We start from the raw sequence: 14,844 nt of genomic DNA, 5'->3' as shown, positions 1-14,844 counted from the left end.
GATGGACCGCTATGAATTGCGTAGGCTCGACTACAGCCTGACGTCGGATCACGAGGCGTTGCAGGCCGCCTACCGCGATTTCTTCAAGACGCATTGCTCGATCGAAACCGTGCGCGCCGCGGAGGAAACCGGGTTCGACAAGAACCTGTGGGAGCGGTTGTGCGCCATGGGGGCAACGACCATGGCGGTGCCGGAATCCGCGGGCGGAGACGGTGCGACGCTCGTCGACCTGACCCTGGTGGCCGAGGAGATCGGCCGATCTCTGGCGCCGGTACCGTGGATCGACCAGGTCTGTACCGCACGGCTGCTCGCGCGCCTCGGCGCGGCCGAACCCGACGTGGTTCACGGCAAGCGACTGGTCGCCTTCGATCCGCAGCACGACAGCGCCCCGGGGGCCCGGCTGTTGCCGACCGGGTCGATCGCCGACCAGATCATCGTCCGCGACGGCGACGACGTCGTCGCGCTGACGTTCGGCACGCGCCCGACCAAGGTGGACAACATCGGCCGGCTGCCGATGGCCTGGGTGGACCCCGCGTCCGCGGACACCCGCACCGTCCTGGCCGGCGGATCCGAGGCGCTGGCGGAATATCAACGGGCCCTGGATGAGTGGCGGGTGCTGAGCGCGGCGGCGTTGGTGGGCCTGGTCGAGGAGACGATGACCATCGCGGCCGAATTCGCCAAGACCCGCTACACCCTGGGGGTGCCGATCTCGACGCTGCAGGGCATCTCGCATCCACTGGCCAACATCGCGATCACCGTGCAGGGCGGCCGTAATCTGGCGCGGCGCGCGGCCTGGTTCCTGGACAACGAGCCGCACGAGCGCCCCGAGCTTGCACCCTCGGCGTTCGTGTTCATGGCGGAGGAGGCGGCCAAGGCCGCGACCATGGCGGTGCATATCCAAGGCGGACTTGGTGTCTCGGCGGAGGCCGCCGCGACGGCATATCTGGTGCGAGCCCGTGGTTGGTCATTGGCCGGCGGGGATCCCGGCGCCAGCGCCAAATACGTCGGCGAGCTGGTCGCCGTGCGCGAGAGTGGAAAGGGCGCCTAAGTGGATTTCTCACGGGTCACGCTGTCCGACGACGATCAGCGGTTCCTCGACGAAGCGCGCGACTTCCTGCGCACCCATGTGACGGAAGACGTCAAGCGCCGGGACCGGGAAACGGGTGACAACTTCGACGAAGGCGTGCACCTGGCGCTGGGCGCCGCCGGCTACCTTGAACGCGAATGGAAGTCGGAGGCCGACGGCGGGTTCAGCCGGTTGCGGCGGCGCATCTGGGAACTGGAGAAGCGGCGCGCGCACGTGCCGTGGGTGACCTGGGGCACCACCGCCATGGTGGCCCGCTCGGTCGCGAAGTTCGGCTCCGCCGAGTTGCGGGACGAGGTGCTGCCGGGCGTCTTCAGCGGGCATGTCCGGCTGTGCCTGGGCTACACCGAGCCCGAGGGCGGGTCCGACATCGCCACGTGCAAGACCCGGGCGGTGCGTGACGGTGACGGCTGGATTATCAACGGCTCCAAGATGTTCACCACCGGAGCGCACAACTGCCAGTACGTCTTCCTCATCACCAACACCGATCCGGGCGCCCAGAAGCACAAGAGTCTCACGATGTTCCTGGTTCCGCTGGACTCACCGGGCATCGAGATCCAGGGCATCCGCACCGTCGACGGCGACCGCACCAACATCGTCTACTACAGCGACGTGCGCGTCGACGACAAGTATCGCCTGGGCGACGTGAACGCGGGCTGGACGGTGCTGCGCGAGCCCCTCAACACCGAGCACGGGGCGGTAGCGGCCGCGCCGGACGGGCTGCAGGACGTGTCGATCATGATGCACCAGGCCGGTTTCATGGCCGACGCCGTGGACAAGGCCGCGGCCAAGGTTGCGCAGCCAGACCCGAGCGGGCGCAGGCTCATTGACGACGCCGCGGTGGCCTATCGTCTGGGACGCAGCGCCGCGCAGATGGAAGCCTCCCTGAGCGCGCCCAGCATCTTCGGGCGCGTCGCGCTGGCCCAGACGATGCGTGACATCTCCCCGGATCTGATGGACATCCTGGGCACGGCGTCTTCGCTGCCCATCGGCACCGACGGCGCGGCCGACGACGGCGCCGCCGAGTACGTGTACCGGTTCGCCCCGCTGGTCGGGATTTACGGCGGCACCCTCGAGGTGTTCCGCAACATGATCGCCCAGTACGTGCTGGGTCTGGGCAAGCCGGCCTACGCGCCGGTCGCGCAGAAGGCCTCGTAGCCCGCGTCCAATGTGACCCGACGGTGACCGGCCTCGGCGTGTCGTCGCCGCCAGTTCACGCTCGGCGCAGGCGAACCCGTCAGGTCGTGAGGATGGTCGCCGCGGCGGTGCCCGGCGCGCCGTACAACTGCGTGAATCCCACTTTCGGGTTGCCGGGCACCTGACGATCGCCCGCCTCACCGCGGAGTTGGCGCACGACCTCGTGGATCTGCCGCAAACCGGAGGCGCCGATGGGCTCGCCGTTGGCGATCAACCCGCCGTCGGTGTTGACCGGCATCGCACCGTTGATCTCGGTGGCGCCGTCGGCCAGTAGCTTCTCCTGATCGCCGTGCTCGCAGAATCCGCACTCGGCCATGTGAATGATCTCGGCGCCGGCGTCGGTGTCCTGCAACTGGATCACGTCGACGTCGTCGGGGGAGATGCCCGCCTTCTCGAAAGCGGTGCGGGCGGCATAAACCGTTGGCGCCACGTCCTCTTCGACGGGCGCGCAGGTGGTGTTCACCTCGTAGGCGCCATAGCGGCGGGTGCGGACCTCCACCGCGCGCAGGTAGACGGGCTTGGAGGTGTACCGATGCGCGATGTCCGCGTGGCACATGACCACGGCGGCGGCGCCCTCGTCGGGCGCGCAGAACATGTACTGGGTTAGCGGGTAATTGAGCATGGTCGAGCCGAGGATGTCTTCTTCGGAGATGGGCTTGCGGCGAAAGGCGTTGGGGTTCATGGCCCCGTTGCGGAAGTTCTTGGCCGCCACCCTGGCCAAGGTCTGTTGGGAGATGCCGTGGTCGTGCAGGTAGCGGTTGGCCTTCATGCCGAAGAACTGGGTCGTCAGGTATTGCCCGTTCTCCGCGTACCAGCGCGGCATCCCGACCAGGGCGGGGTCCTCGGTGAACGCGCCGCGCGGGTGCTTGTCCAGGCCGATGGCGATCCCGATGTCGTAGTCGCCCAATCGGATTCCGTCAGCGCACGCCTTGGCGGCGCTCGCGGCGGTCGCGCAGGCGTTGAAGACGTTGGTGAACGGGATGCCGGTGAGCCCGACCATGCCGACTATCGCGTCCGGGTTGGCGACCGTCCAGCTGCCGCCGGTGGCGAACTGGACGTCCTGCCAAGCGATACCGGCGTCGGCGACGGCGGCGTGGATGGCGTCGACGCCCATCTGCATGGCCGACTTGCCCTCGAAGCGCCCGAACGGGTGTAAGCCCACGCCGATGATGGCGACATCATTCACGCGCGCCGCTCCTCACGCAATAGCTCCTGCATCCTTGAGTTCCTCGATCCGGTCCCAGTCCATGCCGAGCTCCATCAGGACCAGCTCGGTGTGCTCGCTGGCCTGCGGCGCCCGCGTCGTCGTCAGCGGCTCGTGGTTGAACTGAACGGGGCCGCGGACCACGCGGAAGGGCTTGCCGCCGCTGGCGAGCTCGACTTCAGAGATCATGTCGTTGGCGATCGCCTGCTCGTCGTCGACCAGGTCGATGAGGCTCTGGAATGGCGCCCATTGGCCCTTCATGGTCTTGAGGTGTTGCCGCCAATAGGCAAAGGGCTTGGCGGCGAAGGCCTTTGCGATCAGTTCAGCGGCGGCGTCGGCGTTTTGGATCAGCGGGAGCACGTCGGAGAACCGGGGGTCGTCGGCCGCCTCGGGGATGCCCAGGTGTTCGAACGTGTCGCGGATCAGCCCGGTCGGGCTGATGATGCACAGGTTGATGGTGCCACCGTCCGAGGTTTCGTAGTTGCCCATGAAGGGATTCACCGAGGGTGCGCCGGATCCCGGCATGGGCGTGCGCATGACCTCGCCGGTCTCCATGCCCTGCGTCACGCTTGCGCCGGCCGCCCACCAGGCCGTGCTGAGCAGTGACACGTCGAGCTCGACCGCCTCACCGGTGCGCTCGCGATGGAGCAGCGCGGCGGAGATGCCGCCGGCGATGAACATGCCGCCGATCGAATCACCGAATGCGGGAATGCCCTGTCCCAGAGCGCCGCCCAGCTCCTCGGGCGTCAGGGCATACCCGATGCCGCTGCGCGTCCAAAACGCCGTGCCGTCATAGCCGCCGGTGTCACGTTCGGCCCCTTTGTCGCCGTAGGCCGAGCCGCGGGCATACACGATGTTCGGGTTCACCGCGCGGATGTGCTCCACGTCGAATTTATGCTTCTGGCGCTGGGCGGGCATGTAGTTGGTGAGGAACACATCCGCGGTCTTGGCCAGCTCGTAGATGACCTCCTGACCGCCCGGCGTGGAGACGTCGATGCCGACGCTGCGTTTGCCGCGGTTGGGGTGTTCCATCAGCGGGTGGCGTTCCGGATCTATTTGAATGCCACCCATATTCAGGAAGCCGCGCTGGGTGTCGCCGCGTGCCGGATGTTCGACTTTGATGACGTCGGCTCCCCAGTCGGCCAGGATGGCTCCCGCCGCCGGAACGAAGGTGAACTGCGCAAGCTCCAAGACCCGAAAGCCCGTCATGACTTTGACCATTGTCGGACCCTACTTCGCGTCGAACGTGACCGGAAGCGCATTCGGTGACCGGAACGGTTGGCCGTGGATATGCGGGTCATCGTCGGTCAGCAGGGTGACGTTGGTCAGCCGGTTGAGCAGGCATTCCATCGCGACCCGTGTTTCCAGCCGCGCCAGATGCAGACCCAGGCAGGTGTGCTCACCGGCGGCGAACGAAATGTGTGGCACGTGCTTGCGGAAGATGTCGAACTCTTCGGAGCGTTCCCAGCGCCGTTCGTCGCGGTTGGCCGAACCGATGCACACCCCGATCACCGAACGGGCAGGGATCTTCACGCCTTCCACCTCGGTGTCTTCGGTCGTGAAGCGTTGCACGACGGTCAGCGGCGTCTCGTAGCGCAGGCCCTCCTCGATGGCCGGCGCCAGCAACTCGCGGTCGGCCTGCACCGCGGCGAACTGCTCGGGATGGGTGAGCAACAGATACAAGAGGTTTCCCGACGAGCGGTAGGTGGTCTCCAGACCGGCGGGCAGCAACAGCCGCAGGAACGAATAAATGGCTTCGTCGGTGAGCTTTTCGCCGTCGACCTCCGCGGTGACCAGGTCACCGATGATGTCCTCGGTGGGCGTGGACTTACGCTGCTCGATCTGTTCGAGGAAGTAGTCCTTGAGTGCGGCCGACGCCTCGAAGGCGCCTTCGTAGTTGACGTGGTAGCTGATCAACTGGACGGCGCGCTTGCGGAACATCGGCAGGTCGTCGGCCGGCAGTCCCAGCAGCTTGGCGATGACGCGGGTGGGGAATTCGAAGGTGAAGTTCCGAATCAGGTCGGCGCGACCGGTCTCGATGAACTCGTCGATCAGGGCGTTGCAGATCGGCCGCACGACGGTCGGCTCCCAGCGGGCCAGCGCCTTGGACTTGAATGCCGCGGATACCAGGCTGCGGTGTTCACGGTGCTTCTTGCCCTCCATCGCCAGAATCGTGGGTCCCATGAACAGGCCGATGGTCTTGTCGTACGGCTTGGAGCTGAACACCCGGCCGTCCCGGAACACGGTGTTGACCGCGTCGAACGACATCGCGGAGTACTCCTGCTTGGGCAGCAGGGACTCCGGCGTCTTGGAGTAGTCCATCACCGTGCCGGCGAACACGCTGGCCGCCCGGCGCTTCCGGGCGAAGAACGGGTAGGGGTCGCGCAGGCTGACGGTTTCGTCGCCGGCACCGGCGGCGGTGTGCACGTTGGTCGTCACCTGATCTCCAGCATCTTGATCTCAGCACGATCGAACACTTCTTCGTAAGATCCTACTGTAATTATTACAGTAGGCAATATGGGCATGGCGGGCGAGGTCGCATGCCTTTCGGCGATGTCGGCAAGCGTGCGTCAGCTGCCCCGCCGGAGACGATGCAGGTCGGAGAAACAGTTGGGCGCCAGCCACTTTGCGCAGACCAGGTTGACGCGGTGACGCCGTCAGCGCTGGTCCGTCTGCGGTAACGCCAGAAAATGCGAGGCGTTACCGGTCAGCCGTTGACCGCCTGCTCGCGCGCCCATCGGTAGTCGGCCTTGCCGGACGGGCTGCGCTCGATGGCGGCGCGAAAGACGATCGCTTTGGGAAGTTTGTAGCGCGCCAGCGTCTGCGCGGCGTGGGCCACCAGTTCGCCGGCTTCGGCGCTGGCACCTGGAGCGAGCGCCACCACCGCAACGACCTCCTGGCCCCACCGCTCGCTCGGCCGCCCGGCGACCACCACGTCGGCCACCGCGGGATGTGACGCGATGGCCGTCTCGACCTCCTCGACGAAGATCTTCTCGCCGCCGGAGTTGATGGTCACCGAATCGCGGCCCAGCAATTCGATGCGGCCATCGGTGCCGTGGCGCGCGCGGTCGCCGGGGACGGCGTACCGAACGCCGTCGATCACCGGGAAGGTCTTGGCCGTCTTGGCCGCGTCGCCTTTGTAGCCGAGCGGAACATAGCCCCGCTGCGCCAGCCACCCCATCCCGTCGTGTCCGGGCGCCAGGATCGCCGAAAGATCCTCGGCGGCAACGAAAGTGTCCGGGCCGGCGTTGAACGTCCCCGTGGCCACCGCCCCCGACGTCGACATGTGGTGCATCTGCGCACCGGTCTCCGACGATCCGACGCCGTCGACCACGACGGCGTTGGGCAGCGTCTCGATCAAGCGCTGCTTGACGTATGGGGTCAGCAGGGCGCCGCCGTTGGCGACGACCGCGAGCGACGACACGTCGGCGATGCCCTTGTCGATGGCGGCGACCAGGGGGCGCGCCATCGCATCACCGACCACCGTGACCGCCATGACCTTTTCCCGCTCGATGGTGCGCACCACGTCCTCGGCGTCTAGGTGATCGACGACCGTGGGAAAGACGACGGACTGACCCGTGGTGATCGCGGTCATCACGCTCCACTGGGCCGCACCGTGGATCAGCGGGGGCAGGATCATCAGCCTGGTGCCCGGCCCGGCGGCGGCGCGTTCGACGATCTCGTCGAGGGAGCTCGACGGCTCGCCGGTCATCAGGTTCCGGCCGCCGAAGGACGTCATGAAAATGTCGTGCTGGCGCCACAACACGCCCTTCGGCATTCCCGTCGTGCCGCCGGTGTACAGGACGTACAGGTCGTCGCCGGAGTGCTGCACGGGCGGCGGTGTCGGGGAGACCGACGCCAGTGCGGCCTCGTAATCGACTGCGCCGTCGAGCAAGTCGTTGCCCGAGTCGTCGGCGATCTGGATCAGCACGCGCAGCTGTGGCAGATCCGGCAGGATCTCGGCCACTCGAGGCGCGAACGCGGCGTGGTAGAGGAGCGCGGTCGCCCCGGCATCCGCCAGCAGGTATTGCAGCTCGCTCTTCACGTAGCGGAAGTTGACGTTGAACGGGGCGACGCGTGCCTCGAAGCTGCCGAGCAACGCCTCGACGAATTCGTTGCCGTTGTAGGCGTAGAGGCCCAGCAGGTCCTGGCCCACCTCGTGGCCGCCGAGCGCGGAGCGCTCGGTGTGGCAGCCCAACCCCCGCGAATGCAGGTATGCGGCCAGCCGGGTGGAGCGATCGATCACCTGCGCATAGGTGTAGCGCCGATCGCCCTGGATGATCAGTTCCCGATCGGGGATCGCGGCGGCGACGGCCTTCACGACGGCCGGAACCGTGAATGTCGTTGTGGTGTCGGACATCGTGCCTCTCACGGCTGGTGGGGGAGCAGTCGGACCATCAGGCCGTTGGCTTCGCTGAGCACGGTGCCATCGGCGGCTATCATAGTAGCGTCAATGAAAATCTTCCTCCCGTCGATGCCGGTGATGCGGCCGTGGGCCGTGAGCGGCTGGTCGATCGGGGTGATGCTGCGGAAGTCGACGTGCAGGTACGCGGTGCGCGTCGGGCGGATGTCGGCGGTGGTCACGACCATGCCGAGCAGCCAGTCGTAGAACAGCGGGATCATGCCGCCGTGCACGGCCCGGTTTCCGCCGATGTGGGCGGTGCTGAAATGGCCGGCCATCCGCACGCCGTCGGGACCGGACTTCGTCACCATCCAGGGCGGTATCAGCGGATGGGCCAGCCCCGGCAGGCTCAGCACGCGGCCGGCCACCGCCTCGGTCTCGGGGACCTGGTGGCCGTCCAGCAGCGCGCAGGCGCTCTCCAGGTGCGCGGTCGCGGCGGCCCACAGCGCGGGGTCGGGCCGCGTGGACACCGTCAGGTCCTGCAGGCGGCGCAGCGCGGCGACGAACGGACCCAGTTCCGCCGGGGCGTCCTCGACGGGTCTGACGTCGGGGAATCCGCCGCGAACTTCCGGCGCGGTATCGGTCATCGCGTTCCTTCGTCCCAGGCCCGCAGGAGTTCGTCGGTGCTGGTGATGGTGGCCAGCAGCGACAGGGTGTTGGCGATCATCGCTGCACCATAGTCGGCGGGGATGCCGGCGACCGCGTCGCGGGGGATGACCACTCGGTAGGCGGTGTTGACGGCGTCCATGACGAGGTTGGGGATGGCGATGTTCAGCGACACCCCCACGACGACGATGGTCGACACGCCGAGATTGCGCAGCACCGCGTCCAGGTCCGTGCCGCCCATCGGGCCCACGCCGTGCCAGCGACGCAACACCAAATCCGAAGGCTCCGGCCCCAATTCGGGTAACAATTCCGCGCCGGGCGTGCCGGGCGTGATGTCCACCCGGTTCCCGCCGCCCATCGCGAAGATCTTCGCGTTGTGGTTGGAGCCGAGCCCGTCGGGCCGGCGCTGCACGAGGCAGTGCACCACGCGTACCCCGGCCGCCCGGGCCGCGGGCAGCAGGCGCGCGATGTTGGGCAGCGCCTCGCGGCGGGCTTCGGAGGCCAGCATTGCCAGCCCGGCGTCGGGACCCATCACCGCGCCCTGGCACTCCTGGGTGACGATCGCGGTGTGCGCGGCAGCGGTCAGACCGGCCAGTCGATCCGTCATGTGGGGGTGTCCACCGGTGCGACGTCATAGAACTGCGTCGCCCATTTCCGCAGCGCCATATAGCCTTTCGCGTCGACCTTCGATAGGGCGGGGTGTTCCACGTACTTCTGGTACCGCCAGATCTGCAGGTCGTCGAAAACGGTGGACAGGAACTGCTTCTCGATGACCTCCCGCAGTTTGCCGTCGGGGACGTCCGCGGTGTCGCCGGGAAGCCGCGGCCACCAGATCGAGTAGAACAGGTCCGAGCATTCGTCGTCGACCGGCGTGCAGGTGAAGATCAGCCGATGGTTCTGCGCGCCCTCGAAGACGCTGATCGCGCCGCCGAGGCCGAACAGGTGGCTGTGGAACCGCAACGCGAGATCGTCGGCGTTGTCGCTGCGGGCGTCCGGCCAGCCGGCAACGAACTGCCATTCGTGGTCGACGATCTTCCAGTCCAGCACCCTTGGCGTCACGGTCGCGTGGTGAACGTACTCGAAATGCGCGCTGTCGGGCGCATTCTCGGCGACGATCTGCGGATGCACCGGTTCACGCTCGGCGCGCCGGGAGAACTCCGGGTACGCCCGGTAATACTGCGCCGGATCGGTCTCGAATTGCGGGAACTTACCGAAGATGTCGGGCATCTTCCACTGCGGCTCCTTGCCGTGCGGGTGGTGCCAGACGAAGACGCAGTCGTACTGCTCCCGGACGGGATACACCTTGAGCCGTAGCCCGCGGTTGGGCCGGTCCGGCTGGTAGGGGATGTACTTGTTGGTGCCGTCCGGGCCCCAGCGCCAGCCGTGGAACGGGCACTCGACGCAGTCGCCGACCACCTTGCCGCCGTGGCCGAGGTGGGCGCCGAGGTGCTTGCAGTGCGCTTCCAAGACGTGCAGCTTGCCCTGCTCATCCCGAAAGGCCACCAGGTCCTCGCCGAAATAGTGCAGCGGCCGGACCTCGCCGGCGGGAAACTCCGGGGACCAGCCGACCATGAACCAGCCGGTGACCTTCCAGGTGAATGGGACTTTCACGCGAAGCCTCTCAGTTCCGGATAGATACTAAGTCCGTTACAGTATAGATTTCAGCAGTCAGGTCCGTAAGCGGCAAGGGAGTGCGATGAGTGAGGCGGCTGACGACCTGGAAGCCCTCCGGCAACTGAAGGCGCGCTACTGCCGTTTCCTGGACACCAAAGACCTCGCGTCCTGGCGCGCCGTGTTCACCACCGACCTGGTGGTGACGCTGGACATGGCGGTGTCCACCGCCGGTGCCGACCCCCAAACGGCCCCGCCGATCGAAGGCGTCGACAACTTCGCCCCGATGGTGATGGGGGGTCTCGAGGGAGTCGCCACCAAGCATCACTGTCACACGCCCGAGCTCACGCTCACCTCGGCCACCACCGCGACCGGCATCTGGGCGATGGAAGACCTGCTGATCTTCGGTGACGGCCGCGAGTTGTACGGCGCGGGCCACTATCACGAGACCTATGAGAAGCGGGACGGTGCATGGCAGATCAAGAGCCTGCACCTGACCCGAACCATCCTGAGAATGACCGGTGGTGACGATGGTAGGAGCTGACACGTCGTTCGACGTGCTGGTCATCGGCGCCGGGTTCTCCGGGTTGTACATGCTGCACCGGCTGCGGCAGCTCGGCATGCGCGCCCGGGCGCTGGAGATGGCCGAAAACGTCGGTGGCACCTGGCTTTTCAACCGCTACCCGGGTGCGCGCTGCGATATCGAGAGCATCGAATACTCCTACAGCTTCTCCGATGAGATTCAGCAGGAGTGGGTCTGGACCGAGTCGATGCCGGCCCAGCCCGAGATCGAGGCCTATCTGAACTTCGTGGCCGACCGGCTCGACCTGCGCCGCGACATCCAATTCGGCACCAAGGTCGTCGCGATGGCGTTCGACGAAGGGGCCGGCCGGTGGCTGGTGCACACCGAGGCCGGCGACACCTTCCGGGTCCCGTTCGTCGTCGCCGCCTCCGGAATTCTGTCGGTGCCGCTGCAACCCGACATCCCGGGAATGGACACCTTCACCGGGACGTCAGTGTTCACCAGCCGCTGGCCAGACGGCGGCGTCGACCTCACCGGCAAGCGGGTCGGTGTGATCGGCACCGGTTCGACCGGCGTCCAGCTGATCCCCGTAGTGGCCCGAGAAGCGTTGCATCTGTCTGTGTTTCAGCGCTCACCCGCCTACACCCTGCCCTGGCGGGTGCATCGGTTCGAACCGGGCGAACTCGACGCGATGAAGGCCCGCTACGACGAAATCCGGGCGGCCCAACGCGCGCACCCGATCGGCGCGGCCCGGCTGAGCGCCTTCTCCGTCCTGCTCGAGATGCTCGGCAGGCCGCCGCTGAAATCGGCGACGCGCGAAGAACAACTGCGCGCCATCGAGGAGAACGGCGTCATGGGCGCACTGAACTGGGGCGACATCTTCTTCGACATCGACGCCAACCGGATGGCAGCCCAGCTGTACGGCGAGGCCGTGGCCCGCATCGTCAAGGACCCGGATACCGCCGCCTCCCTCGTACCGGTGCATCCCTTCGCCTGTAAGCGCCCGATCATCGACCAGGGCTACTACGAAACGTTCAACCGGGACAACGTGACCCTGGTCGACCTGCGGAAGTCACCGGTCCGCGAGATCACCCCGACCGGCATCCGCACCGAGGACCGGTTGCACGAACTCGACGTCGTCGTCTACGCCACCGGGTTCGACGCCATGACCGGCGCGCTCAGCCGCATCGACGTCCGCGGCCGCGGCGGTATCTCGCTCGGCGAATTCTGGGCCACCGAAGGTCCGTTGTCGTATCTGGGTCTCGCGGTCGCCGGGTTCCCGAACCTGTTCACGGTTCAGGGGCCCGGCAGCCCGAGCGCCGCCACCAACTTCGTCGCGGCCCTCGAGCAGCACGTGGAGTGGATCGGCGACTGCATCGCGTATCTGCGCGCCAACGACATCCGCACCATCGAGGCGCTCGGCAGCGCACAGCAGGAATGGATCGACCACGCCACCGCGCTCGTCGCGCCGACGGTCCTGGTTCATCCGTCGTGCAACTCCTGGTACAACGGTGGCAACGTGCCCGGCAAGAAACGGATGTACATGGGTTATACCGGCGGAATACCCGAATACCGGCGTCGCTGCGACGAAGTCGCCGCCGGCGGATACACCGGGTTCAAACTGGTCTAGCTGGCGAAGGTGAGCGACATGGCGACGGCGTTGAGTGGGCTGGGCCTGGCCAAAGATGTGGCCCGCGAATTGGGAATGCTGATGCCGCGCACGGTAGCCGGCCTGCGGGAGTCGACCGGTTGGGCCCCGCTCTCACCGCGCGGTGCGCGCCAGTTCGGCGAGGCGATGCTCGATGAACTTGTGCTGAGCGGTTTTTCGCTGCTGGGCGGAACCCCCGCGGCGATGAGGCCGCCGGATGGATGTACCGCGGCGGCCGAGGAACTCTCATCCTTGGGCATCGACCGGGCGCACGCCGACCCGAAACCGTTGCGGGCGACCTCCATCCGCAAGCGCAGCATCGCCGGACTTGCCTATGAACGGATGGCCTTCGAGCACGACCCCGCGTTGCCGGCCGCGCTGGAGGCCGAGGGTCTGGGTGGTCCGGCGCGGGCGGTGGCGCACCTGTGCCGGCACGGCGACGGGCCCAGGCCGTGGTTGGTGTGGGTGCACGGCGCGGGCCAGGGTGGCACCGAAGACCTGCTGTTGTCCCGGATCGGACGCATACATCACAAGCTGGGGTACAACGTCGCCATGCCGGTGCAGCCCGGCCACGGTTGCCGGCGGCGCCAATGGCCGGTCTATCCCGACATGGATCCGCTGGGCAACGTGGCGGGGATGATGCGCGTGGTTTCCGAGGTGCGCGCCGTGCTGCGGTGGGTGCGGCCGCAGGCCACGGTCGTTGTGGTGGCAGGGATTTCGATGGGAAGCCCGGTGGCCGCGATGGTCTCCCACTTGGAGAAGCAGACCGACGCGGTCGCGCTCTACACGCCCATCCTGGGTCTCAACGCCATGATCGCGCGGCACCTGCAGCGGTGGGGTGCATCGAGGGCGGGCTTCCGCGAGCTGCTGGAATCACCCGTGGTCACCAAGCTGACCTCGGTGATCGATCCCCTTGCGGTCGTTCCGTCCCCGCCGCCGGAGCGCCGGCTCATCGTCGGGGCGTGGCACGACCGGATGGCGATGCGCGAGCCCGCCGAGGAATTGCAGGAACGCTGGGGCGGCCAACTGTACTGGTACGACGGCAGCCACGTCGGGCATATCTTTTCCCGGCGCGTGCAGCGCATCACCGACCGATTCCTGGGCGAGGTGGCCGCGCTGGAAGCGGGCGACGCGGTGCCCGACTGATGGCAGCTACGTGGACCGCGCGAACCGTGGTCGAGCTCTACAACCTCGTCGTGTGGAACGAACGCAACATCGACCTGGCCGAGGAATTGTTGGCCGACACCGTGATTCGGCACGAGGTCGGTGGGGCACGCACGCTGACCCACGCCGAAGCCGTGCAGCGGGTGGTGGACATGTGGCAGCTGGCCGATTCGTTGCGCTTCGACCTCAACGTCGTCATCGAGGGCGACGACGGCGAGCACGTGGCGATCGTCTACGACTCGACGATCACCGCCAAGGACGGCACCGAGACCAACATCGCCAGCATCGAGGTGTTCCGTGTCGTCGATGGCAAGATAACCGAGGTTTGGAACTGCGGCTACCAGCAAGGGGTTTGGAATTGAGTGAGGCTGCGCTTGACGAATTGGGCTTCTACCTGCTGGCCGGGGCCGGCGGGGAGGGCCCGGCGACGTTGATGGACGAGGCCCGCCGCGGCGAGGAACTCGGTTTCGGCACCGCCTTCATCTCCGAACGCTGGAACGTCAAGGAGGCTTCCTCTCTGGTCGGGGCGGCCTGCGCGGTGACCAGCAGGATGCAAATCGCTACCGCCGCAACCAATCACAACACCCGTCATCCCTTGATCACCGGGTCGTGGGCGACCACCATGCATCGCCTGTCGGGCGGCCGGTTCACCCTAGGGGTTGGCCGCGGCATCGCCGCGATCTACGGGGCCTTCGGCATCCCCGCGGTCACGACGGCGCAGATGGAGGACTGGGCCCAGGTCATGCGGCGGCTATGGCACGGCGAGCTGATCTTCAATCACGACGGGCCGATGGGCAAGTACCCCATCTTGTTTCTCGATCCCGATTTCAACGAGGACATCCGGCTGGCGCTGGTGGCCTTCGGTCCCAACACCCTCGCGCTCGGCGGGCGCGCGTTCGACGACGTCATCCTGCACACCTATTTCACCCCGGAGACCGTGCAGCGCTGTGTCACCACCGTGAAGTCGGCCGCGGAGAAGGCCGGCCGTGACCCGGACAGCGTGCGGGTGTGGTCGTGCTTCGCCACCGTCGGCGACCATCTGCCCGAAGAACTGCGGCTGAAGAAGACCGTGGCGCGGCTGGCGACCTATCTGCAGGGCTACGGCGACCTGCTGGTCCAGACCAACGACTGGGATCCCGCTGTGCTGCAACGGTTTCGCGACGATCCGGTGGTCACGTCGGTCGCGGGCGGGATCGATCACAAAGCCACCGCCGAGCAGATCGAGCACATCGCCACGCTGATTCCCGATGAATGGCTCGAGCCCTCGGCCACCGGGTCGGCGCGGCAGTGTGTGGATCGCATCCGCAAGGAATTCGACTACGGGGCCGACGCGGTCATCATGCACGGGTCCACCCCCGACGAGCTCGAGCCGATCGTCGCCGCCTACCGCGCTTGACCGCGAAAC

General features: G+C 67.0%; 14 protein-coding genes. 7 read left to right on the top strand and 7 right to left on the bottom strand.

From position 1 onward, the window contains the following. Position 1: 1 nt before the first annotated feature. Both DQP57_RS04345 and DQP57_RS04340 read left to right on the top strand, forming a co-directional pair. Entirely contained in the window at positions 2–1,048 is a 1,047-nt protein-coding gene (locus tag DQP57_RS04345) for an acyl-CoA dehydrogenase family protein (RefSeq protein ID WP_112631816.1), read from the top strand. Beyond that, positions 1,049–2,242, top strand: a complete 1,194-nt coding sequence (locus DQP57_RS04340; RefSeq protein WP_112631815.1) for an acyl-CoA dehydrogenase family protein — start codon at positions 1,049–1,051, stop codon at positions 2,240–2,242. 79 nt (positions 2,243–2,321) lie between these two features. Here the strand turns inward: DQP57_RS04340 and DQP57_RS04335 are convergent, their stop codons facing one another. The 7 genes from DQP57_RS04335 to DQP57_RS04305 all read right to left on the bottom strand — a co-directional run bounded on the left by DQP57_RS04335 (position 2,322) and on the right by DQP57_RS04305 (position 10,104). Next, positions 2,322–3,467, bottom strand: a complete 1,146-nt coding sequence (locus DQP57_RS04335) for a thiolase family protein (RefSeq protein WP_112631814.1) — start codon at positions 3,465–3,467, stop codon at positions 2,322–2,324. A 12-nt stretch (positions 3,468–3,479) separates the two neighbouring features. Further along, positions 3,480–4,694 (bottom strand): CaiB/BaiF CoA transferase family protein, encoded by a 1,215-nt coding sequence (locus tag DQP57_RS04330; protein ID WP_112631873.1) that lies wholly within the window; start codon positions 4,692–4,694, stop codon positions 3,480–3,482. 21 nt (positions 4,695–4,715) lie between these two features. Continuing rightward, positions 4,716–5,924 carry a cytochrome P450 gene (locus DQP57_RS04325; RefSeq protein WP_112631813.1) on the bottom strand — a complete coding sequence of 403 codons (1,209 nt, stop codon included), beginning with the start codon at positions 5,922–5,924 and terminating at the stop codon, positions 4,716–4,718. A gap of 268 nt (positions 5,925–6,192) precedes the next feature. Beyond that, on the bottom strand, positions 6,193–7,845 hold the full coding sequence (locus DQP57_RS04320) for an acyl-CoA synthetase (protein WP_112631812.1): 1,653 nt from the start codon (positions 7,843–7,845) through the stop codon (positions 6,193–6,195). A gap of 8 nt (positions 7,846–7,853) precedes the next feature. After that, on the bottom strand, positions 7,854–8,474 hold the full coding sequence (locus tag DQP57_RS04315; protein ID WP_112631811.1) for a PaaI family thioesterase: 621 nt from the start codon (positions 8,472–8,474) through the stop codon (positions 7,854–7,856). Continuing rightward, positions 8,471–9,100, bottom strand: coding sequence for a cysteine hydrolase (locus DQP57_RS04310; protein WP_112631810.1), 630 nt, complete (start codon positions 9,098–9,100; stop codon positions 8,471–8,473). Before DQP57_RS04310 ends, DQP57_RS04315 begins: the two co-directional genes overlap by 4 nt. Then, positions 9,097–10,104, bottom strand: a complete 1,008-nt coding sequence (locus DQP57_RS04305; protein ID WP_112631809.1) for a Rieske 2Fe-2S domain-containing protein — start codon at positions 10,102–10,104, stop codon at positions 9,097–9,099. The genes DQP57_RS04310 and DQP57_RS04305 overlap by 4 nt, the downstream gene beginning before the upstream one ends. 85 nt (positions 10,105–10,189) lie before the next feature. Here DQP57_RS04305 and DQP57_RS04300 point away from each other — a divergent pair, with 85 nt between their 5' ends. From DQP57_RS04300 to DQP57_RS04280, 5 genes are read left to right on the top strand one after another with little or no spacing between them, the layout of a single operon-like run. Next, positions 10,190–10,648 (top strand): nuclear transport factor 2 family protein, encoded by a 459-nt coding sequence (locus tag DQP57_RS04300; RefSeq protein ID WP_112631808.1) that lies wholly within the window; start codon positions 10,190–10,192, stop codon positions 10,646–10,648. After that, complete coding sequence (locus DQP57_RS04295) at positions 10,635–12,257, top strand: flavin-containing monooxygenase (protein WP_112631872.1); 1,623 nt, start codon at positions 10,635–10,637, stop codon at positions 12,255–12,257. Before DQP57_RS04300 ends, DQP57_RS04295 begins: the two co-directional genes overlap by 14 nt. Before the next feature lie 18 nt (positions 12,258–12,275). After that, a complete protein-coding gene (locus tag DQP57_RS04290; RefSeq protein WP_112631807.1) occupies positions 12,276–13,421 on the top strand; it encodes a PHB depolymerase family esterase in 1,146 nt (381 codons plus the stop codon). Next, positions 13,421–13,801 carry a nuclear transport factor 2 family protein gene (locus tag DQP57_RS04285; RefSeq protein ID WP_112631806.1) on the top strand — a complete coding sequence of 127 codons (381 nt, stop codon included), beginning with the start codon at positions 13,421–13,423 and terminating at the stop codon, positions 13,799–13,801. Before DQP57_RS04290 ends, DQP57_RS04285 begins: the two co-directional genes overlap by 1 nt. Continuing rightward, positions 13,798–14,835 (top strand): TIGR03857 family LLM class F420-dependent oxidoreductase, encoded by a 1,038-nt coding sequence (locus DQP57_RS04280; RefSeq protein ID WP_205869030.1) that lies wholly within the window; start codon positions 13,798–13,800, stop codon positions 14,833–14,835. Before DQP57_RS04285 ends, DQP57_RS04280 begins: the two co-directional genes overlap by 4 nt. Positions 14,836–14,844 lie beyond the last annotated feature (9 nt).

This window comes from Mycobacterium colombiense, assembly GCF_003284935.1.
Classification (GTDB): domain Bacteria; phylum Actinomycetota; class Actinomycetes; order Mycobacteriales; family Mycobacteriaceae; genus Mycobacterium; species Mycobacterium arosiense_A.
This window is presented reverse-complemented; position numbering and strand designations above follow the sequence as displayed.

Excerpts from the sequence above, each read along its gene's own strand:
- DQP57_RS04345 (WP_112631816.1), top strand. The coding sequence starts at position 2 with ATGGACCGCTATGAATTGCGTAGGCTCGACTACAGCCTGACGTCGGAT.
- DQP57_RS04330 (WP_112631873.1), bottom strand. The coding sequence starts at position 4,694 with ATGACGGGCTTTCGGGTCTTGGAGCTTGCGCAGTTCACCTTCGTTCCG.
- DQP57_RS04320 (WP_112631812.1), bottom strand. The coding sequence starts at position 7,845 with ATGTCCGACACCACAACGACATTCACGGTTCCGGCCGTCGTGAAGGCC.
- DQP57_RS04315 (WP_112631811.1), bottom strand. The coding sequence starts at position 8,474 with ATGACCGATACCGCGCCGGAAGTTCGCGGCGGATTCCCCGACGTCAGA.
- DQP57_RS04310 (WP_112631810.1), bottom strand. The coding sequence starts at position 9,100 with ATGACGGATCGACTGGCCGGTCTGACCGCTGCCGCGCACACCGCGATC.
- DQP57_RS04300 (WP_112631808.1), top strand. The coding sequence starts at position 10,190 with ATGAGTGAGGCGGCTGACGACCTGGAAGCCCTCCGGCAACTGAAGGCG.
- DQP57_RS04295 (WP_112631872.1), top strand. The coding sequence starts at position 10,635 with ATGGTAGGAGCTGACACGTCGTTCGACGTGCTGGTCATCGGCGCCGGG.
- DQP57_RS04290 (WP_112631807.1), top strand. The coding sequence starts at position 12,276 with ATGGCGACGGCGTTGAGTGGGCTGGGCCTGGCCAAAGATGTGGCCCGC.
- DQP57_RS04285 (WP_112631806.1), top strand. The coding sequence starts at position 13,421 with ATGGCAGCTACGTGGACCGCGCGAACCGTGGTCGAGCTCTACAACCTC.